16 protein-coding genes are annotated in these 15,049 nt (G+C 71.9%); 8 read left to right on the top strand and 8 right to left on the bottom strand.

Going from position 1 to position 15,049, the window contains the following annotated elements; translation table 11 throughout:
- Positions 1-12: 12 nt before the first annotated feature.
- Genes ACZ7JA_RS17425 through ACZ7JA_RS17415 form a run of 3 tightly spaced genes read left to right on the top strand, consistent with a single transcriptional unit; the run spans position 13 to position 1,936 of the window.
- Positions 13-852 carry an AraC family transcriptional regulator gene (locus ACZ7JA_RS17425; protein ID WP_389306465.1) on the top strand — a complete coding sequence of 280 codons (840 nt, stop codon included), beginning with the start codon at positions 13-15 and terminating at the stop codon, positions 850-852.
- Positions 853-875: 23 nt separating this feature from the next.
- Positions 876-1,631 (top strand): AzlC family ABC transporter permease, encoded by a 756-nt coding sequence (locus tag ACZ7JA_RS17420; protein ID WP_351669677.1) that lies wholly within the window; start codon positions 876-878, stop codon positions 1,629-1,631.
- Positions 1,628-1,936: an AzlD domain-containing protein gene (locus ACZ7JA_RS17415; protein WP_351669675.1), complete on the top strand. Its 309-nt coding sequence runs from the start codon at positions 1,628-1,630 to the stop codon at positions 1,934-1,936. The genes ACZ7JA_RS17420 and ACZ7JA_RS17415 overlap by 4 nt, the downstream gene beginning before the upstream one ends.
- 7 nt (positions 1,937-1,943) lie before the next feature.
- On the opposite strand, the gene ACZ7JA_RS17410 is transcribed toward ACZ7JA_RS17415, so the two are convergent.
- Complete coding sequence (locus ACZ7JA_RS17410; protein ID WP_470808979.1) at positions 1,944-2,888, bottom strand: hypothetical protein; 945 nt, start codon at positions 2,886-2,888, stop codon at positions 1,944-1,946.
- An 80-nt stretch (positions 2,889-2,968) separates the two neighbouring features.
- Here ACZ7JA_RS17410 and ACZ7JA_RS17405 point away from each other — a divergent pair, with 80 nt between their 5' ends.
- From ACZ7JA_RS17405 to ACZ7JA_RS17385, 5 genes are all read left to right on the top strand, one after another.
- Positions 2,969-3,163, top strand: coding sequence for a DUF3046 domain-containing protein (locus ACZ7JA_RS17405; protein ID WP_351669671.1), 195 nt, complete (start codon positions 2,969-2,971; stop codon positions 3,161-3,163).
- Between the two features lie 59 nt (positions 3,164-3,222).
- Complete coding sequence (locus ACZ7JA_RS17400) at positions 3,223-4,476, top strand: AI-2E family transporter (protein WP_351669669.1); 1,254 nt, start codon at positions 3,223-3,225, stop codon at positions 4,474-4,476.
- 234 nt (positions 4,477-4,710) lie between these two features.
- On the top strand, positions 4,711-5,832 hold the full coding sequence (gene recA, locus ACZ7JA_RS17395; RefSeq protein WP_351669667.1) for a recombinase RecA: 1,122 nt from the start codon (positions 4,711-4,713) through the stop codon (positions 5,830-5,832).
- A 3-nt stretch (positions 5,833-5,835) separates the two neighbouring features.
- On the top strand, positions 5,836-6,681 hold the full coding sequence (gene recX, locus ACZ7JA_RS17390) for a recombination regulator RecX (protein ID WP_470808976.1): 846 nt from the start codon (positions 5,836-5,838) through the stop codon (positions 6,679-6,681).
- Positions 6,682-6,877: 196 nt separating this feature from the next.
- On the top strand, positions 6,878-9,406 hold the full coding sequence (locus ACZ7JA_RS17385; protein ID WP_470808974.1) for an FtsX-like permease family protein: 2,529 nt from the start codon (positions 6,878-6,880) through the stop codon (positions 9,404-9,406).
- Between the two features lie 60 nt (positions 9,407-9,466).
- Here ACZ7JA_RS17385 and ACZ7JA_RS17380 read toward each other — a convergent pair whose 3' ends face one another.
- The 7 genes from ACZ7JA_RS17380 to ACZ7JA_RS17350 form a co-directional block, all read right to left on the bottom strand.
- Complete coding sequence (locus ACZ7JA_RS17380) at positions 9,467-9,880, bottom strand: rhodanese-like domain-containing protein (protein WP_470808972.1); 414 nt, start codon at positions 9,878-9,880, stop codon at positions 9,467-9,469.
- On the bottom strand, positions 9,877-10,458 hold the full coding sequence (locus ACZ7JA_RS17375; protein WP_470808970.1) for a cupin domain-containing protein: 582 nt from the start codon (positions 10,456-10,458) through the stop codon (positions 9,877-9,879). Before ACZ7JA_RS17375 ends, ACZ7JA_RS17380 begins: the two co-directional genes overlap by 4 nt.
- Positions 10,459-10,528: 70 nt before the next feature.
- Positions 10,529-10,600, bottom strand: a complete 72-nt coding sequence (locus ACZ7JA_RS17370) for a putative leader peptide (RefSeq protein ID WP_309544753.1) — start codon at positions 10,598-10,600, stop codon at positions 10,529-10,531.
- Positions 10,601-10,691: 91 nt separating this feature from the next.
- The gene (locus tag ACZ7JA_RS17365; protein ID WP_470808968.1) at positions 10,692-12,293 is read right to left on the bottom strand and encodes an FAD-dependent monooxygenase; all 1,602 of its coding nucleotides are present in this window, start codon (positions 12,291-12,293) and stop codon (positions 10,692-10,694) included.
- 178 nt (positions 12,294-12,471) lie between these two features.
- Positions 12,472-13,395: an amino acid ABC transporter permease gene (locus tag ACZ7JA_RS17360; protein WP_470808966.1), complete on the bottom strand. Its 924-nt coding sequence runs from the start codon at positions 13,393-13,395 to the stop codon at positions 12,472-12,474.
- Positions 13,392-14,057 (bottom strand): amino acid ABC transporter permease, encoded by a 666-nt coding sequence (locus ACZ7JA_RS17355; protein ID WP_389306449.1) that lies wholly within the window; start codon positions 14,055-14,057, stop codon positions 13,392-13,394. The genes ACZ7JA_RS17360 and ACZ7JA_RS17355 overlap by 4 nt, the downstream gene beginning before the upstream one ends.
- A 75-nt stretch (positions 14,058-14,132) precedes the next feature.
- Positions 14,133-14,969 carry a glutamate ABC transporter substrate-binding protein gene (locus ACZ7JA_RS17350; RefSeq protein WP_470808964.1) on the bottom strand — a complete coding sequence of 279 codons (837 nt, stop codon included), beginning with the start codon at positions 14,967-14,969 and terminating at the stop codon, positions 14,133-14,135.
- Between the last annotated feature and the right edge of the window lie 80 nt (positions 14,970-15,049).

The raw sequence follows: 15,049 nt of genomic DNA, 5'->3' as shown, positions 1-15,049 counted from the left end.
GAGAATGGAGGCATGGCGGGTTCGGCGGAGCGGGCACGGCACTGGCGGTACGAGCGGCTGCCCGGTGTCGACCTGCTGCGTGCCCGGTACGTCCACAAGACCTTCGTCCGGCACACCCACGAGAACTTCGTGATCGCGGCCATCGCCGACGGCGTCGAGGTCTTCCAGCACCGCGGCTCCGACGTGTCAGTGGGCGCGGGCGCCCTCGCGCTGGTCAACCCGGACACCCCGCACACGGGCCGGGCCGGGGTGCCCGAGGGCTGGCGCTACGGCGCGGTCTACCCCTCGCCCGAGGTGGTGGCCGCGATCGCGGCCGAGACCACCACGATCCGCGGTACCCCGGGCTTCGTCAGCCCCGTCCTCGATGATCCCTACACCGTCCGCCTGGTCCACCAGGTGCTGCGCGCCGCCGACGAGGGCAACGCGCTGGCCGCCGACACCCTGCTGCGGGTCGCCGTGACCAGGCTGCTGCGGCTGAACGGCGGCTCGCTGCCGCAGCGGCCGCGCCGGACGGCCGGCGCCCGGATCGCGGCACGCGCGCGCGGCGTGCTGGAGGACGAGATGGCCGCGCCGCCGACCCTGGAACGCCTGGCCGCCGACCTCGGGACCAGCCCGTTCGCCCTGCTGCGGGCGTTCCGTGACGCCTATGGGATGCCGCCGCACACCTGGCTGACCGACGCGCGCGTACGCCGCGCGCGGCTGCTGCTCGACGCGGGAACCGCGCCCGCCGAGGTGGCCGTCGCCGTCGGCTTCACCGACCAGCCCCACCTGAACCGGCACTTCGCTCGCATCGTCGGGGTGCCTCCGGGCGCCTACCAGCGCGAGCGCAAGAACGTACAAGACCCGCACTGAGGTCCGGACGTACCGTCCGAGGCGTGGCACAACAGACAGCACTCGCGGACACGTCCGCCGAAGACGCCGCCAAGCCCGATTCCGCCGTCGTACGGGACGCCCTGGGCGTCGGCGTCGCGGTCGGGCTCTCCGGGTTCGCCTTCGGCGTGACCTCGGCCGGCAGCGGCCTCGGACTCCTCCAGACCTGCGCGCTCAGCCTCCTGGTCTTCACCGGCGCCTCGCAGTTCGCCCTGGTGGGCGCGCTCGCCGCGGGCGGCAGCCCGTTCACGGCCGCCGCAGGCGCCTTCTTCCTGGGCGTGCGCAACGCCTTCTACGGGCTGCGCCTGTCGCAGGTGCTGGCCGTCCCGCGCGCGGTGCGGCCGTTCGCCGCCCAGTGGGTGATCGACGAGACCACGGCCGTGACCCTGGCCCAGCCGACCCGGCGCGCCGCGCGGATCGGCTTCACCGTGACCGGGCTCAGCCTCTACCTGCTGTGGAACCTCACCACGCTGCTCGGCGCACTGGGCGCGAAGGCCATCGGGGACACCGACGCCTGGGGGCTGGACGCGGCCGGGCCCGCCGTCTTCCTGGCCCTGCTCGCCCCCATGCTGAAGACGCGCACCGAGCGTGCCGTCGCCGGCCTCGCGGTGCTGCTGGGCCTCGGCCTGCTCCCGGTCCTGCCGGCCGGCGTGCCGGTCCTCGTGGCCGCGCTGGCGGCGCCGGTCGCGCTCTTCGCCGAGGGCCGGCGCATCGGCCGCACCCGGCGGACCGCACCGGACGCGGCGGAGGAGGACCGGTGAACACCTGGATCGCGATCGGACTGACCGTCCTCGGCTGCTACGCGGTCAAGCTCGCCGGACTGCTCGTGCCCGCGGGCGCCATGGAGCGGCCGCTCGTCCGGCGGCTCGCCGCCCTGCTGCCCGTCGCCCTGCTGGCCGCGCTCACGGCCCAGCAGACGTTCGCCGACGGGCACGCCCTGGTCCTGGACGCCAGGGCGGCGGGACTCGGCGCGGCCGCACTGGCACTGGTGCTGCGCGCGCCCTTCCTGCTGGTCGTCGCCGCCGCGGTGGTGGTGACCGCTGGGGTGCGGGCGATCGGCGGCTGAGCGCGGCTCAGCCCACGAAGCGGCCGTACGCCCTGAGCGTGCGCAGCGCGTCGATCGTCACCACGGGCCGCGCCTCGAGCGTCGGGGCCGGCGCCCACTGTCGCCAGCGGACGGGCCAGCCGCCGTCCTCCTGCTGGGATCCGGCGAGGTGGTCGAGGGAGCGCTTCATCTCCTCGTCCGTGAACCACGCGCGCGCGAGCGACCGCGGACTCCTCGCGAAGTCGTGCGGGAAGTGGTGCTCGCCGGGGGCGTACCCGGGCGCGACCGGGTACGCGTCGAGCCGGTCGGGGTCCAGCGCCGCGAGCCGCTGTTCGCGCACCAGGCGGCCGAGCCGGTCGGCAGCCGCCTCCGCGCGCGAGCGGTCCGGGACCGAGTCCAGGAAGGCCACCGCGGCGTGCACCTCGTAGGGGTGGGACGTCCGCAGGGAGTCCACCGCGTGCCAGCAGAAGTCGGTGGCCCGGAACAGCCAGGCGTGCCACACCTCGTTGCGGTGCAGCAGTCCCACCACGGGGCCGGTGGCGAGCAGCTCGCTGGGCGGGTCGTCCACGACCGGGACGAACGGCGCCGCCGGATAGCCGCGCTGGCCGGGATCGACCGCGGGCAGCGCGCCGTCCGCGGTCGAGACCGCGGTCAGATGACGGCACACCCGCTCCGCCCGCTGCCCGCCGCAGCGCCCGATGGCGTCCAGGACGCCCAGGGCGCGGGCGGCGTGCAGGGGCTGGCTCACGGGTCCGCGCAGATCCGGCTCCAGCGCGTGACCGTAACCGCCGTCCTCGTTGCGGTAGGCGTTCAGCGCGGCCTCCACCGGCTCGGCGGCGCCGTTCAGGAAGTGGTAGGCGAAGAGCCGCTGCTCCAGCACGCGCGCGGTGAGCCAGACGAACTGTTCGGCGCGGAAGAGCGGGGAGCGCGCCGGGGGCTCTGAGGGGAGGGGGGAAGCTCCTGATTCGGCCATGCGACAGACCGTAGGACGGAAAGCGGTCTCGGCAGGCGGCTCCCGGCGGGCCCCACCCCCAGGGGCGGGATACTGGAGGCATGCGGTTGACGGTCTTCTGGCAGCGGATGGCGGAACACTTCGGTCCGGGGTACGCCGACACCTTCGCGCGCGATCACGTGATGACGGAGCTGGGCGGGCGCACGGTGCACGAGGCACTGGACGCCGGCTGGGACGCCAAGGACGTATGGCGCGTGGTCTGCTCGGTCATGAACGTGCCCGGGGAGCGGCACTGAGCGACACGAGGACTCCGGGCGGGCCGTGAGCTGCCGCCGGCGTGGGCGAGACTGGGTGCGTGGCACCCACTGACGACAATGAGCCGGCCGCCCGGCACGCAGCCTCCCCGACCGCTTCGCCGCCGCACGCGAGGCGTCCGGCCGACGACGGCGTCGCCGAGCCGCCCGGCCGTCGCATGCCGCGCTGGCTCCCGCGCGCCATGGTGCTCGCGCTCGCGCTCATCGCCTCGTTCCAGCTCGGCAGCTGGGCTTTCCACCAGCTGACCGGACTGCTGATCAACATCCTGATCGCGTTCTTCCTCGCGCTCGCGATAGAGCCCGCGGTGAGCTGGATGGCCGCACACGGCCTGCGCCGGGGGCTCGCGACGTTCCTGGTCTTCCTCGGCCTGACGATCGTGGCCGCGGGCTTCGTCACGCTGCTCGGATCCATGCTGGCGGGGCAGATCATCAAGATGGTCGAGGGTTTCCCCGACTATCTGGACTCGGTGATCAACTGGATCAACCAGAAGTTCCACATGGAGCTCAGACGCGTGGACGTCCAGGAGGGCCTGCTGCACTCCGACTGGCTGCGCAAGTACGCCCAGAACAGCGCGGCCGGCGTGCTCGACGTGTCCGCCCAGGTGCTCGGCGGCCTCTTCCAGATGCTGACGGTCGGGCTGTTCTCGTTCTACTTCGCGGCCGACGGCCCCCGGCTGCGCCGGGCCCTCTGCTCCGTCCTGCCGCCCGCGCGCCAGGCCGAGGTGCTGCGCGCCTGGGAGATCGCCGTCGACAAGACGGGCGGCTACCTCTACTCGCGCGGCCTCATGGCGCTCATCTCCGGGATCGCGCACTACATCCTGCTCGAGGCGCTGGGCGTGCCGTACGCGCCGGTGCTCGGCGTCTGGGTGGGGCTGGTCTCGCAGTTCATCCCCACCATCGGCACCTACCTCGCGGGCGCGCTGCCGATGCTGATCGCGTTCACCGTGGACCCTTGGTACGCGGTCTGGGTGCTGATCTTCGTCGTGGTCTACCAGCAGTTCGAGAACTACATGCTGCAGCCCAAGCTGACCTCCAGGACCGTCGACATCCACCCGGCCGTAGCCTTCGGCTCGGTGATCGCGGGCACCGCGCTGCTCGGCGCGGTCGGCGCGCTGATCGCCATCCCCGCGGTCGCCACGCTGCAGGCCTTCCTGGGGGCGTACGTGAAGCGGTACACCGTCACGGACGACCCGCGGGTGCACGGCCACCGCCGGCGGGATCCCGGCCGCCCGGGCGCGTTCACGCGCCTCAGGCTGCTGTGGGAACGGCGGCCCGACTCGCAGGAGTCCTCGTAGCGACGGGCATCGCCGACCGCCCTCCGCGGCCCCGCGTGGTGCGCTTGACACCAAAATCGAACATCCATTCTTATGGAAGCTCAGGCGAGGCCCCGGACGGGGATTTTGTCCCCTTTGAATAGGGTATGTTCCCGGGTTATCCACAGGCCGGGCCTGCGTCGGGGCGCATTGTCAGTGGCAGGCGTTAGCGTCTTTGACGTGAAGCGATCGACTCAAGCAAACCGGGTGGAACCCATGGCAGGAACCGACCGCGAGAAGGCGCTCGACGCCGCGCTCGCACAGATTGAACGGCAATTCGGCAAGGGCGCTGTCATGCGCATGGGCGAGCGGTCGATGGAGCCCATCGAGGTCATCCCGACCGGGTCGACCGCGCTCGACGTCGCTCTTGGCGTCGGTGGCCTGCCGCGCGGCCGTGTGGTGGAGATCTACGGACCGGAGTCGTCCGGTAAGACCACGCTGACCCTGCACGCCGTGGCCAACGCGCAGAAGGCCGGCGGCCAGGTCGCGTTCGTGGACGCGGAGCACGCCCTCGACCCCGAGTACGCGAAGAAGCTCGGCGTCGACATCGACAACCTGATCCTCTCCCAGCCCGACAACGGCGAGCAGGCCCTGGAGATCGTGGACATGCTGGTCCGCTCCGGCGCGCTCGACCTCATCGTCATCGACTCCGTGGCGGCGCTGGTGCCGCGCGCGGAGATCGAGGGCGAGATGGGCGACAGCCACGTCGGTCTGCAGGCCCGTCTGATGAGCCAGGCGCTGCGGAAGATCACCAGCGCGCTCAACCAGTCCAAGACGACCGCGATCTTCATCAACCAGCTCCGCGAGAAGATCGGCGTGATGTTCGGCTCCCCGGAGACCACGACCGGTGGCCGGGCGCTGAAGTTCTACGCCTCGGTGCGCATCGACATCCGCCGCATCGAGACCCTGAAGGACGGCACGGAGGCGGTCGGCAACCGCACCCGCTGCAAGGTCGTCAAGAACAAGGTCGCGCCGCCCTTCAAGCAGGCCGAGTTCGACATCCTCTACGGCCAGGGCATCAGCCGTGAGGGCGGCCTGATCGACATGGGCGTGGAGCACGGCTTCGTCCGCAAGGCCGGCGCCTGGTACACGTACGAGGGCGACCAGCTCGGCCAGGGCAAGGAGAACGCGCGCAACTTCCTGAAGGACAACCCCGACCTGGCCAACGAGATCGAGAAGAAGATCAAGGAGAAGCTGGGCGTCGGCGTCCGGCCGGAGAAGCCCGCCGCCGAGCCGGGTCCGGACGCGGCGGTCGCCGCCCCTGCCGACGACACCGCCAAGACGGCGCCTGCGGCCGCCAAGGCCACCAAGCCCAAGGCCGCCGCAGCCAAGAGCTGACCCGTGACGCGACGAACCGACTGGGCCGAGTACGAGTACGCCGACCCCGGTGCCCCGCGGGGGAGGGGCACCGGCGGTGACACGGGCTCCGCCACGGCCGGCGACGACGGGTACGGGGACGGCCGAGAAGGCAACGGGGGACCCGGCGGGTACGGGAGCGGCGGCAGGCACCCCGGCGGCGAGGCCTACGGGGACGGCACGGGCGGGACCGACGGCCCGGGGAGGCCGACCGGGTCACGTGGCGGCCGTGGGCGCGGCCGAGGCCGCCGGCGGGGAGGCTTCGGGGAGTCTCCCGGTGAGGACCAAGGCGCCCCCACCTCGTCGAGGGCCGAGCGGGGGGAGTCTTCGGGGGACCCGGTCGAGCGGGCGCGGGCGATCTGTCTGCGCCTGCTCACCGGGACCCCGCGCACCCGCAAGCAACTCGCGGACGCCCTGCGCAAGCGGGACATCCCCGAGGAGGCGGCCGAAGAGGTGCTCTCGCGGTTCGAGGAGGTCGGGCTCATCGACGACGGGGCGTTCGCGGAAGCCTGGGTGGAGTCCCGGCACCACGGCCGGGGACTCGCCCGCCGCGCGCTCGCCCGCGAACTGCGCACCAAGGGCGTCGACTCCACGCTGATCGACGAGGCCGTCGCCCAACTCGACTCCGAGCAGGAGGAGGAGACCGCACGGGAACTCGTCGCCCGGAAGCTGCGGGCCACCCGCGGCCTCGACCGCGACAAGCGGCTCCGGCGGCTGGCCGGCATGCTCGCCCGCAAGGGCTACTCCGAGGGCATGGCCCTCCGCGTCGTCCGCCAGGCCCTGGAGGAAGAGGGCGAGGAAACGGAGTTCCTCGAGGGCGAGGGCTTCTGACAGCGGGGGCCCGGCCGCCGAGCGCAGCCGGCCGCGTGCCGGGGTGGGGCTAACCCCCGCCCAGGACGCCGGGTCACCGCAGTGCCCCGGATGCCCCGCGCGGGCGAGGGTGTACGCACGCCCCGGACCCCGGCTCACGCTTGGGCCCGTCGGCACACGGACAACCGGGACGCACAACAGAAAAGAGCCCGCCCCGATGATGCTGCGTTACGCCCTCAAGACCGTCCGCGCCCGCAAGGCGGGCTTCCTCGGCGCCTTCCTCGCCCTCATGTGCGCGGCCGCTCTGATCACCGCCTGCGGCACCCTCCTCGACACCGGCCTGCGCGGCTCGATCCGCACCGAGCGCTATGCCGCCGCTCCGGTCGTGGTCTCCGCCGACCAGTACGTCCACCGCACCACCGTGAAGCACAAGAAGGGCAAGACCAAGGTCAAGCACAAGGCGAAACCCGTCGCCGAACGCGCCTGGCTGTCCGCTGACTTGAGCACGGCCCTCGCCCGCACCCCCGGCGTCGCCCGTGTCGTGCCCGAACTGACCTTCGTCGCCCAGCCGTTGACCCCCGCCGGCACCGGTGGACGCACCGCCTACGGGCACGCCTGGGAATCCGCCGCGCTGACCCCCTACCGGCTCACCGCCGGCACCGCGCCCAGGGCCACGGGCGATCTCGTCGTCGACCACGACCTCGCCGCGCGCGCTCATCTCCGCCCCGGGGACCGCCTCACCGTGCAGTCGACACGCTCGCCGCGCGCCTACCGGATCACCGGTATCGCCAGTCCGGCCACGCCCGTGCGCCACCAGACCTCGCTGTTCTTCTCCACCGCCGAGGCCCGCCGGCTGGCCGCACACCCCGGGCAGGTCAGCGCCTTCGGCGTCCTCCCGGCCAGGGGAGCCGACCCCGAGGCGGTGCGCCAGGCCGTGGCACGGGCACTGCACGGCACCACCGCCCAGGTCAGCACCGGAGACGCCCGCGGGCCCGTCGAGTTCCTGGACGCGGCCGCCGCCCGCACCCGGCTCATCAGCATGGGCGGCGCGATGGGCGGCACCTCGCTGCTGGTCGCGGTGCTCGCGGTCGTCGGCACTTTCGCACTCACCGTCCAGCAGCGCCACCGCGAACTCGCCCTGCTCCGAGCCATCGCCGCCACGCCCGGACAGGTCCGCAGGCTGCTGGGCCGGGAGGCGCTGATCGTCGGCGCGGCGGCGGGCACCGCCGGGGCGCTCCTCGGTCTGCCGCTGGGCGGGCTGCTGCACTCCCGGTTCGTCGCCCTGGGCGCCGTACCCGACACGCTTCAGCACACCACCAGCGTCTTCCCGCCGTTCGCCGGCCTCGCCGCGACCCTGCTCGGCGCCTGGGCGGCGGCCCGGATCGCCTCCCGCAGGGTCGCCCGGATCCGTCCGGCGGAAGCACTGGCCGAGGCGAAAGCCGAGCGCGACCGGCCCGCCTGGGGGCGTATCGCCGCCGGTCTGCTGTTCCTCGCCGGTGGCATCGTCCTCGTCGCCGTCCTCACCGCGCTGCGCACCGAGCCCGCCTCGACTCCCGTCACCTTCCTCGCCGTCGTCGTGCTGTCCACCTCCGTCGCCCTGCTCGGTCCCCTCCTGGTCAAGGCGGCCGTGCTGCTGCTCGCCGTACCGCTGCGGCTCACCGGCCACGGCGGGCGGCTCGCCACCGCCAACCTGCGAGGCAACGCCACCCGGATGGCCTCCGTCGTCACTCCTCTCACCCTGCTCATCGGCATGACCTGCACCGTCCTGTTCGTCCAGTCGACCCTCGGCGGCGCGGCCCGGGCCCAGGCGCGCGAGGGCGTCACCGCCGACTGGGTCGTCGCGGCGAAGGGCCCCGGCGTTCCGGGTGAGGCCGCGCGACTGCTTCGGGCCCGGCACGACACCGTCACCGAGGTGGTGCACACCACCGTCCGCGTCGGCCTCGACAAGTACTCCGCCCAGGGCGTCACCCCGGCCGGTCTCACCCGTACCTGGGACCCGCGGGTCACCGCCGGCTCCCTCGCGGATCTCGCCCCCGGCACCGTCGCCGTCAGCCGACTGGCGGCGGACCAGCATCACTTGAGGCCGGGAAGCAGCTTGAAACTGACGCTCGGCGACGGCACCCCCGCCACGCTCACCGTCGTCGCCGTCTACGACCGCGGTCTCGGCTTCGGAGACCTCACCTTCGCCCACGACCTTCTGGCCCGCCACATGGACAATCCGCTCGCCTCCTCCGTCCTCGTCGGTACGACCCGTACAAAGACAGAACTCGCGACTACTCTCCGTAAGTTCCCGGGTCTGGAAATTCTTTCGCCGGCCGCCGCCGACTCGCTCCAGGCCGAACGGCAGCAGGCGAACGCCGAGGTCAACTACCTGGCCATGGGACTGGTCCTGGCGTTCACCGCCATTGCGGTCGTCAACACTCTCGCCATGTCGGTCGCGGAGCGTGTCAGGGAGTTCGCCCTGCTCCGCCTCGCCGGGGCGACCCGCCGCCAGGTGCTGCGCATGCTCCGCACCGAGGCGCTGTCGGTGCTGCTCCTCGCCACCGCGCTCGGCAGCGGCATCGCCCTGGCCGTGCTCACCGCGTTCAGTCTCGGCATGACGGGCCGGGCCGCCCCCACGGTCATGCCCCTGCTGTACGTCGCCGTCGTCGCGGTGGCCGCGCTCCTGGCGCTCACCGCGAGTTCCCTTCCCGGGCGGGTGGCGCTCCGCGTCAGGGCGGTGACGGTGGCCACCGCGAAGGAGTAGGCGTCGGCGGGCGGCCACGAGCCGCCGCCCGCCGACGCCTCGCCGGCTGTGGTGGCCGGGTCAGGCTGCGGTCGGCTCCACGGGTAGTCCCTCAGCCCGCCACGCCTGGAAGCCGCCCACCAGGTCCGTCGCCCGGTGCAGGCCCAGTTGGTGCAGGGAGGCAGCCGCCAGGCTGGAGGCGTAGCCCTCGTTGCAGATGACGACGACCCGCAGATCATGGCCGGTCGCCTCGGGCACTCGGTGGCTGCCTTGGGGGTCGAGCCGCCACTCCAGTTCGTTGCGTTCGATGACCAGGGCGCCGGGGATCAGACCGTCCCGCTCGCGCAGGGCCGCGTACCGGATGTCGACCAGCAGGGCGTCACCGCTGAGCGCCGCCTCGTGCGCCGCTCGCGCCTCGATGCGCCGGTAGCCCGCACGGACCCGCTCCAGCAGCTCGTCGATGCCGGCCGGCCACACCGTCGTGTCCTCGCTCACTGCCAGTCCTCCGGACGCTCGACCTGCTCCAGGCGCAGCACCTGGCCCGTGCGACTGTAGCGACGGATCCGCGGCAGGGGCGGAAAGTAGGCGTGGACCGAGATCGCATGTCGGTCCCGGGACTCGTTGATGACCTCGTGGACGTGGTGGTGGCCGAAGGCGCGGCCCTGCCCGGCGGGCAGCCGGCGTTCGCGGTCCACGTCCTCGGCGAGTTCCAGGGTCTTCCAGCCGTCGGTGGGCAGCCGGGCGGCCAGCGAGAACTCCTTGAGTTCCCCCGAAGCGGTGACGAAGGCGCCGACCGAGTCTGCGTGGTCGTGCCAGCCGGTGCCGCTGCCGGGCGGCCAGCCGATCAGCCAGGCCTCGCTGCCGCCGGGACCTTCGAGGCGCACCCAGGTGCGGCCCTCCGGGTCGAGCGGCAGCGAGGCGATCAGCTCGCCGTCGGCGGCCGTACGCCGTGCGAAGTCGAGGAGGTCCGCCTGAGTCGGCGCATGGCCGGCGGCACCGGCAGGGGGCAAGGGGGAGCCGGAGGCGGAACCGGCCGTGGAGAGGGATGCGGAGGCAGCAGGGGAGACAGACACGTACACCGTCCTGAGGAAGGTTCGCCGAAACGGGCGCACCGAGGCGCCCGCGAGAAAAGGGGAGCGAAATTCAGCAGGATGGGCGACACACGCAGCCCGCATAGCGGACGAGGTCCATATGGACCCTCCGCCACAGGCGCACACAGGTGTCGGTCACGATCCGGAGTACAGCACGCTGCCGGACGCCGGTCAACTCACCGTCACCATGCGGACAGCCGGTGACGGAGTCCTGGTCAGCGCACGCCGGAGCGCGCCCCCGACTCCTGTTTCACCGCACCGCCCACGGCCGCCTGTGCTGCCGCGTACAGGTCGGCCGGGCGTACCCCGCTCAGTGTGGTGACCAGATGGCCGTCGGGGCGCACGAGCAGCACGCTGTGCGCCGGCGCGCCCGGGTACTCCTCGGCGACCAGCAGTTCCGCCGGATGCGGAAGCGCGGTCACCGCGGCGGCGAGCCGGGGCATGACGCCGGCGGACACCCAGTGCTTGCGGTCCCACACCCCCGTACCGGGTGCGATCAGGACGACGAGCAGGGCGCCGCGACCCAGCCGGTCGCGCAGCCGTACGAAGGAACCATCCTCCGCCGTGACGCGGACGTCCGTCACCGGTGCGCCCGACGCGGTGCCGACCGGGATCTCGCCCTCCAGAGGCCCCGGCGCGAGCGGTGAGTCGGTGTACGCCCCCGGCGCACCCAGCGGGCCGCGCCCCAGATGACCGTCCGTGAGCAGCGCATCGTGGCCGCGGGCCGCGCCGGGGACGATGTGACGCAGCCCGCCACCCCCGCGCAGCACCGGCAGCACCTGGTCGGCGGCGCGCAGCCGGGCGGCGACCACCGCGCGGCGTTCGGTCTGGTAGCTGTCGAGCAGGGCCTCGTGGTGCCCGTGGTGCCAGGCCGGGGCCAGCTTCCAGGCCAGGTTGTCGGCGTCCCGGAGTCCCTCGTCGAGCCCCTGGGTGCCGAGCGCGCCGAGCAGGTGGGCCGCGTCGCCGGCGAGGAAGACCCGGCCGGCCCGCCAGCGCCGGGCCAGCCGGTGATGGACCGTGTGGACCCCGGTGTCGAGCAGGTCGTACGGAGGAGTGGAGCCGTCCGTCCAGCCCGCGAGGGTCTCGCGGATCCGGGCCACCAGCAGCTCGGGCGTGACCAGGTCCTTGCCCGGCGGCAGCAGCCAGTCCAGGCGCCACACGCCGTGCGGGAGGGGGCGGGCGGTCACCTCCGAGGCCGAGGGCCCGGACTGCCGCCACGGCGGCGTCCGATGGAGCAACGCCCGACCCTCCCACGGAAGTTCCGTACGCAGCGCGGCGACCGCGTGCCGCTCCACCGCGGTACGGCCCGGGAAGCGGATGTCCTGCAGTTTGCGCACCGTCGAGCGGGGACCGTCGCAGCCCACCAGATAACTGCCGCGCCACCAGGTGCCGCTGGGACCGCGGGTGTGCGCGGTGACGCCGGAGCGTTCCTGCTCCATCGAGTCGAGCCTGCTGTCCGTGGCGACCTCGACCAGCGGCTCGTCCGCGATGGCCGCGCGCAGGGCGCCGGTGAGCAGATGCTGGGCGATGTGCAGTGGGGCGGGGTCCGCCACGTCGAAGGTGATCTCGCCCGTCACCTGCTTGCGCCGCACCGACCGGAATCCGGTCCATCTCATCCCCTGGTCACCGAGCGCGCTCCCGGTCAGCCGTTCCACCAGGGCGGCCGTGTCCTCGCGCAGGACGACGGTGCGTGCCGGGCGCGGTTCGTCCTTGCCCGGGCCCTCGTCCAGGACGACCGAGGGAACGTCCTGACGCGCCAGCGCCAGGGCGAGCGTGAGCCCGACGGGCCCCGCTCCGACGATGATCACCGGGTCCACGGCGCGGCGCCCCCTGCCCGCAGCGGTGCCCTCGGGGATGAGTGTGAACAGGAGGTTGGAGCAGGGTGCACGATCACAGAATGTATGCAACCCATTGGCAGAGTTTGCGTCAAGCGACCGGAGGCAGTGGCGATCATGCCACTGCCTCCGGGGGCCGTACGGGTGACGTGATGCTCCGTCAGACGAGGCCGCCGGGGCCGGCGCCTGCGCCGACACCGTCCCCGCCCGCCGTCGTACCCGGCGTGTCCGCGACGTCCTGGGCCCCGAGAACCGCACCGGTGGACTTCTTGCCTCGCCGCAGTCGGCCCTCGAGCCAGCTCGCGAAGGAGGTCAGCGAGTAGTTGATGACAACGTAGATCACGGCCACGACGGTGAGAGAGGCGATGATGTTGGCACCGTAGTAACCGCTCATCGTGTTGGCCGAGGAGAGCAGTTCGGGGAAGGTGAGGACCGCGCCGCCGATCGCCGTGTCCTTCACGATCACGACCAGCTGGCTGACGATCGCGGGCAGCATCGCGGTGACCGACTGGGGCAGCAGGATGAGCCGCATCGTCTGGGTCTTGCGCAGGCCGATCGCGAAGGCCGCCTCCGACTGGCCCTTGGGCAGGGCGAGGATGCCGGCCCGCACGATCTCCGCGAGCACCGACGCGTTGTAGAGCACGAGACCGGTCACGACCGCGTAGAGCGGCCGGTCGTCCGAACTGATGTTGGTGTACTGGGCGAACAGAGCCAGCCCGAAGATCATCAGGACCAGCACCGGGATCGCGCGGAAGAACTCCACGACGGCCCCCACCGGGACGCGTATCCAGGCGTGGTCCGAGAGGCGGGCGATGCCCAGTACGGCGCCCAGCGGCAGCGCGATGACCATCGCGAGCGCCGCCGCCTCCAGTGTGTTCTGCAGACCCGGCCAGATGTACGTCGAGTACGCTTCCGAGCCGGTGAAGAACGGCTTCCACAGCACCCAGTTCAGCTGGCCCTTGTCGTCCAGAGCCTTGTACACCCACCACACGACGGCCGCGAGGACGACCAGGAAACCCGCCGTGTACAGGACGTTGCGCCGCTTGGCGCGGGGTCCCTGGGCGTCGTACAGGACCGAACTCATCGCTTCACCGCCACCTTCTTGCCCACCCAGCCGAGGATCAGACCGGTCGGCAGCGTCAGGCAGCAGAACCCGAAGGCGATGACGGCGGAGATCAGCAGCAACTGTGCCTCGTTCTCCACCATCTCCTTCATCAAGAGCGCCGCCTCCGCCACGCCGATCGCGGCTGCAAGCGTCGTGTTCTTCGTCAATGCGATCAGCACGTTGGCCAGCGGGCCGACGGCCGCGCGGAAAGCCTGGGGCAGCACGATCAGGCCGAGCACCTGCGTGAAGCTCAGGCCGATGGCCCGGGCCGCCTCCGCCTGGCCGACGGGAACCGTGTTGATGCCGGCGCGGATCGCCTCGCAGACGAAGCAGGACGTGTAGACGATCAGTCCGAGCACAGCCAGCCGGAAGTTGCTCGTGTCGACCACGTCCGAGCCCAGCGTGATGCTCAGCGTGTCCCTCAGGCCGAGGGAGGCGAACAGGATGATCACCGTGAGCGGGATGTTCCGCACGATGTTCACGTAGGTGGTGGCGAAGCCGCGCATCAGCGGCACCGGCCCCACCCGCATGCCGGCCAGCACCGTGCCCCAGATCAGGGAGCCCACGGCGGACAGCAGTGTGAGCTGCACCGTCGTCCAGAAGGCGCCCAGCACGTCGTACTTGTCAAGAAAGTCGAACACGATCTCCCGCGCTTCCGCGTGTAGGGATGCCCGGGTGCGCCGCAGTCAGGAGCGGCGCACCCTGCGGGCGTTGCCTCAGCTCTTGATCTCGCCGATCTTCGGAGCCTGCTCGTTCTTGTAGTCGGCCGGACCGAAGTTCTTGTCCACGGCCTTCTGCCACGAACCGTCGGAGACCATCTCCTCCAGGGCCTTGTTGATCTTGGCCTTGAGGTCGCTGCCCTTCTTGACGCCGATGCCGTAGTTCTCGTTGGTCATCTTGAAACCGCCCAGCTTGAACTTGCCCTTGAACTGGGACTGGGAGGCATAACCGGCGAGGATCGAGTCGTCCGTGGTCAGGGCGTCGATCGCCTTGCTCTGCAGACCGGTCAGGCAGGCCGAGTACGTCGGGTACTGCTGGAGCTGCGCCTTCGGCGCCAGCTTGTCCTTGACGTTCTGCGCCGACGTCGAGCCGGTCACCGAACACAGCCTCTTCTTGTTGAGGTCCGCCGGCGACTTGATGGTGTTGTCGTCCGCGCGAATCAGCACGTCCTGGTGGGCCAGCAGGTACGGGCCGGCGAAGTCGACCTTCTGCTGGCGCTCAGGGGTGATCGAGTAGGAGGCGGCGATGAAGTCGACGTCGCCGCGCTGCAGCATGGTCTCGCGGTCGGCGCTCTTCGACTCCTTCCACTCGATCTTGTCCGCGCCGTAGCCGAGCTTCTTGGCGACATAGGTGGCCACGTCCACATCGAAGCCCGAGTAGCCCTGAGGGGTCTTCTGGCCGATGCCGGGCTGGTCGAACTTGATGCCGATCGCGATCTTCTTGCCACCACCGGAAGAGCCGTTGTCGTCCTTCTTGCCGCCGCCACAAGCGGTGGCGCCCACGGCGAGGGCGAGTACGGCGGCCGAGGCGGCGGTGACCTTGCGGAGCTTCATGGTGAACATCCTTTGCGTGGTGGAAGAACGAGGCCGGTGAGGGAGGGGCGACCCCGGAACGTCAGGGCGCGCGGGCTCCG

Source organism: Streptomyces sp. NPDC038135 (assembly GCF_055601245.1).
Note: the sequence above shows the minus strand (reverse complement) of the source record. Positions and strands in the feature narration are given on the sequence as shown.

What these genes read in the sequence shown, in the direction of transcription:
- recA (WP_351669667.1), top strand. Translation starts at nt 4,711, where the DNA reads ATGGCAGGAACCGACCGCGAGAAGGCGCTCGACGCCGCGCTCGCACAG.
- ACZ7JA_RS17410 (WP_470808979.1), bottom strand. Translation starts at nt 2,888, where the DNA reads ATGGCCGAATCAGGAGCTTCCCCCCTCCCCTCAGAGCCCCCGGCGCGC.
- ACZ7JA_RS17385 (WP_470808974.1), top strand. Translation starts at nt 6,878, where the DNA reads ATGATGCTGCGTTACGCCCTCAAGACCGTCCGCGCCCGCAAGGCGGGC.
- ACZ7JA_RS17360 (WP_470808966.1), bottom strand. Translation starts at nt 13,395, where the DNA reads ATGAGTTCGGTCCTGTACGACGCCCAGGGACCCCGCGCCAAGCGGCGC.
- ACZ7JA_RS17350 (WP_470808964.1), bottom strand. Translation starts at nt 14,969, where the DNA reads ATGAAGCTCCGCAAGGTCACCGCCGCCTCGGCCGCCGTACTCGCCCTC.
- ACZ7JA_RS17425 (WP_389306465.1), top strand. Translation starts at nt 13, where the DNA reads ATGGCGGGTTCGGCGGAGCGGGCACGGCACTGGCGGTACGAGCGGCTG.
- ACZ7JA_RS17405 (WP_351669671.1), top strand. Translation starts at nt 2,969, where the DNA reads ATGCGGTTGACGGTCTTCTGGCAGCGGATGGCGGAACACTTCGGTCCG.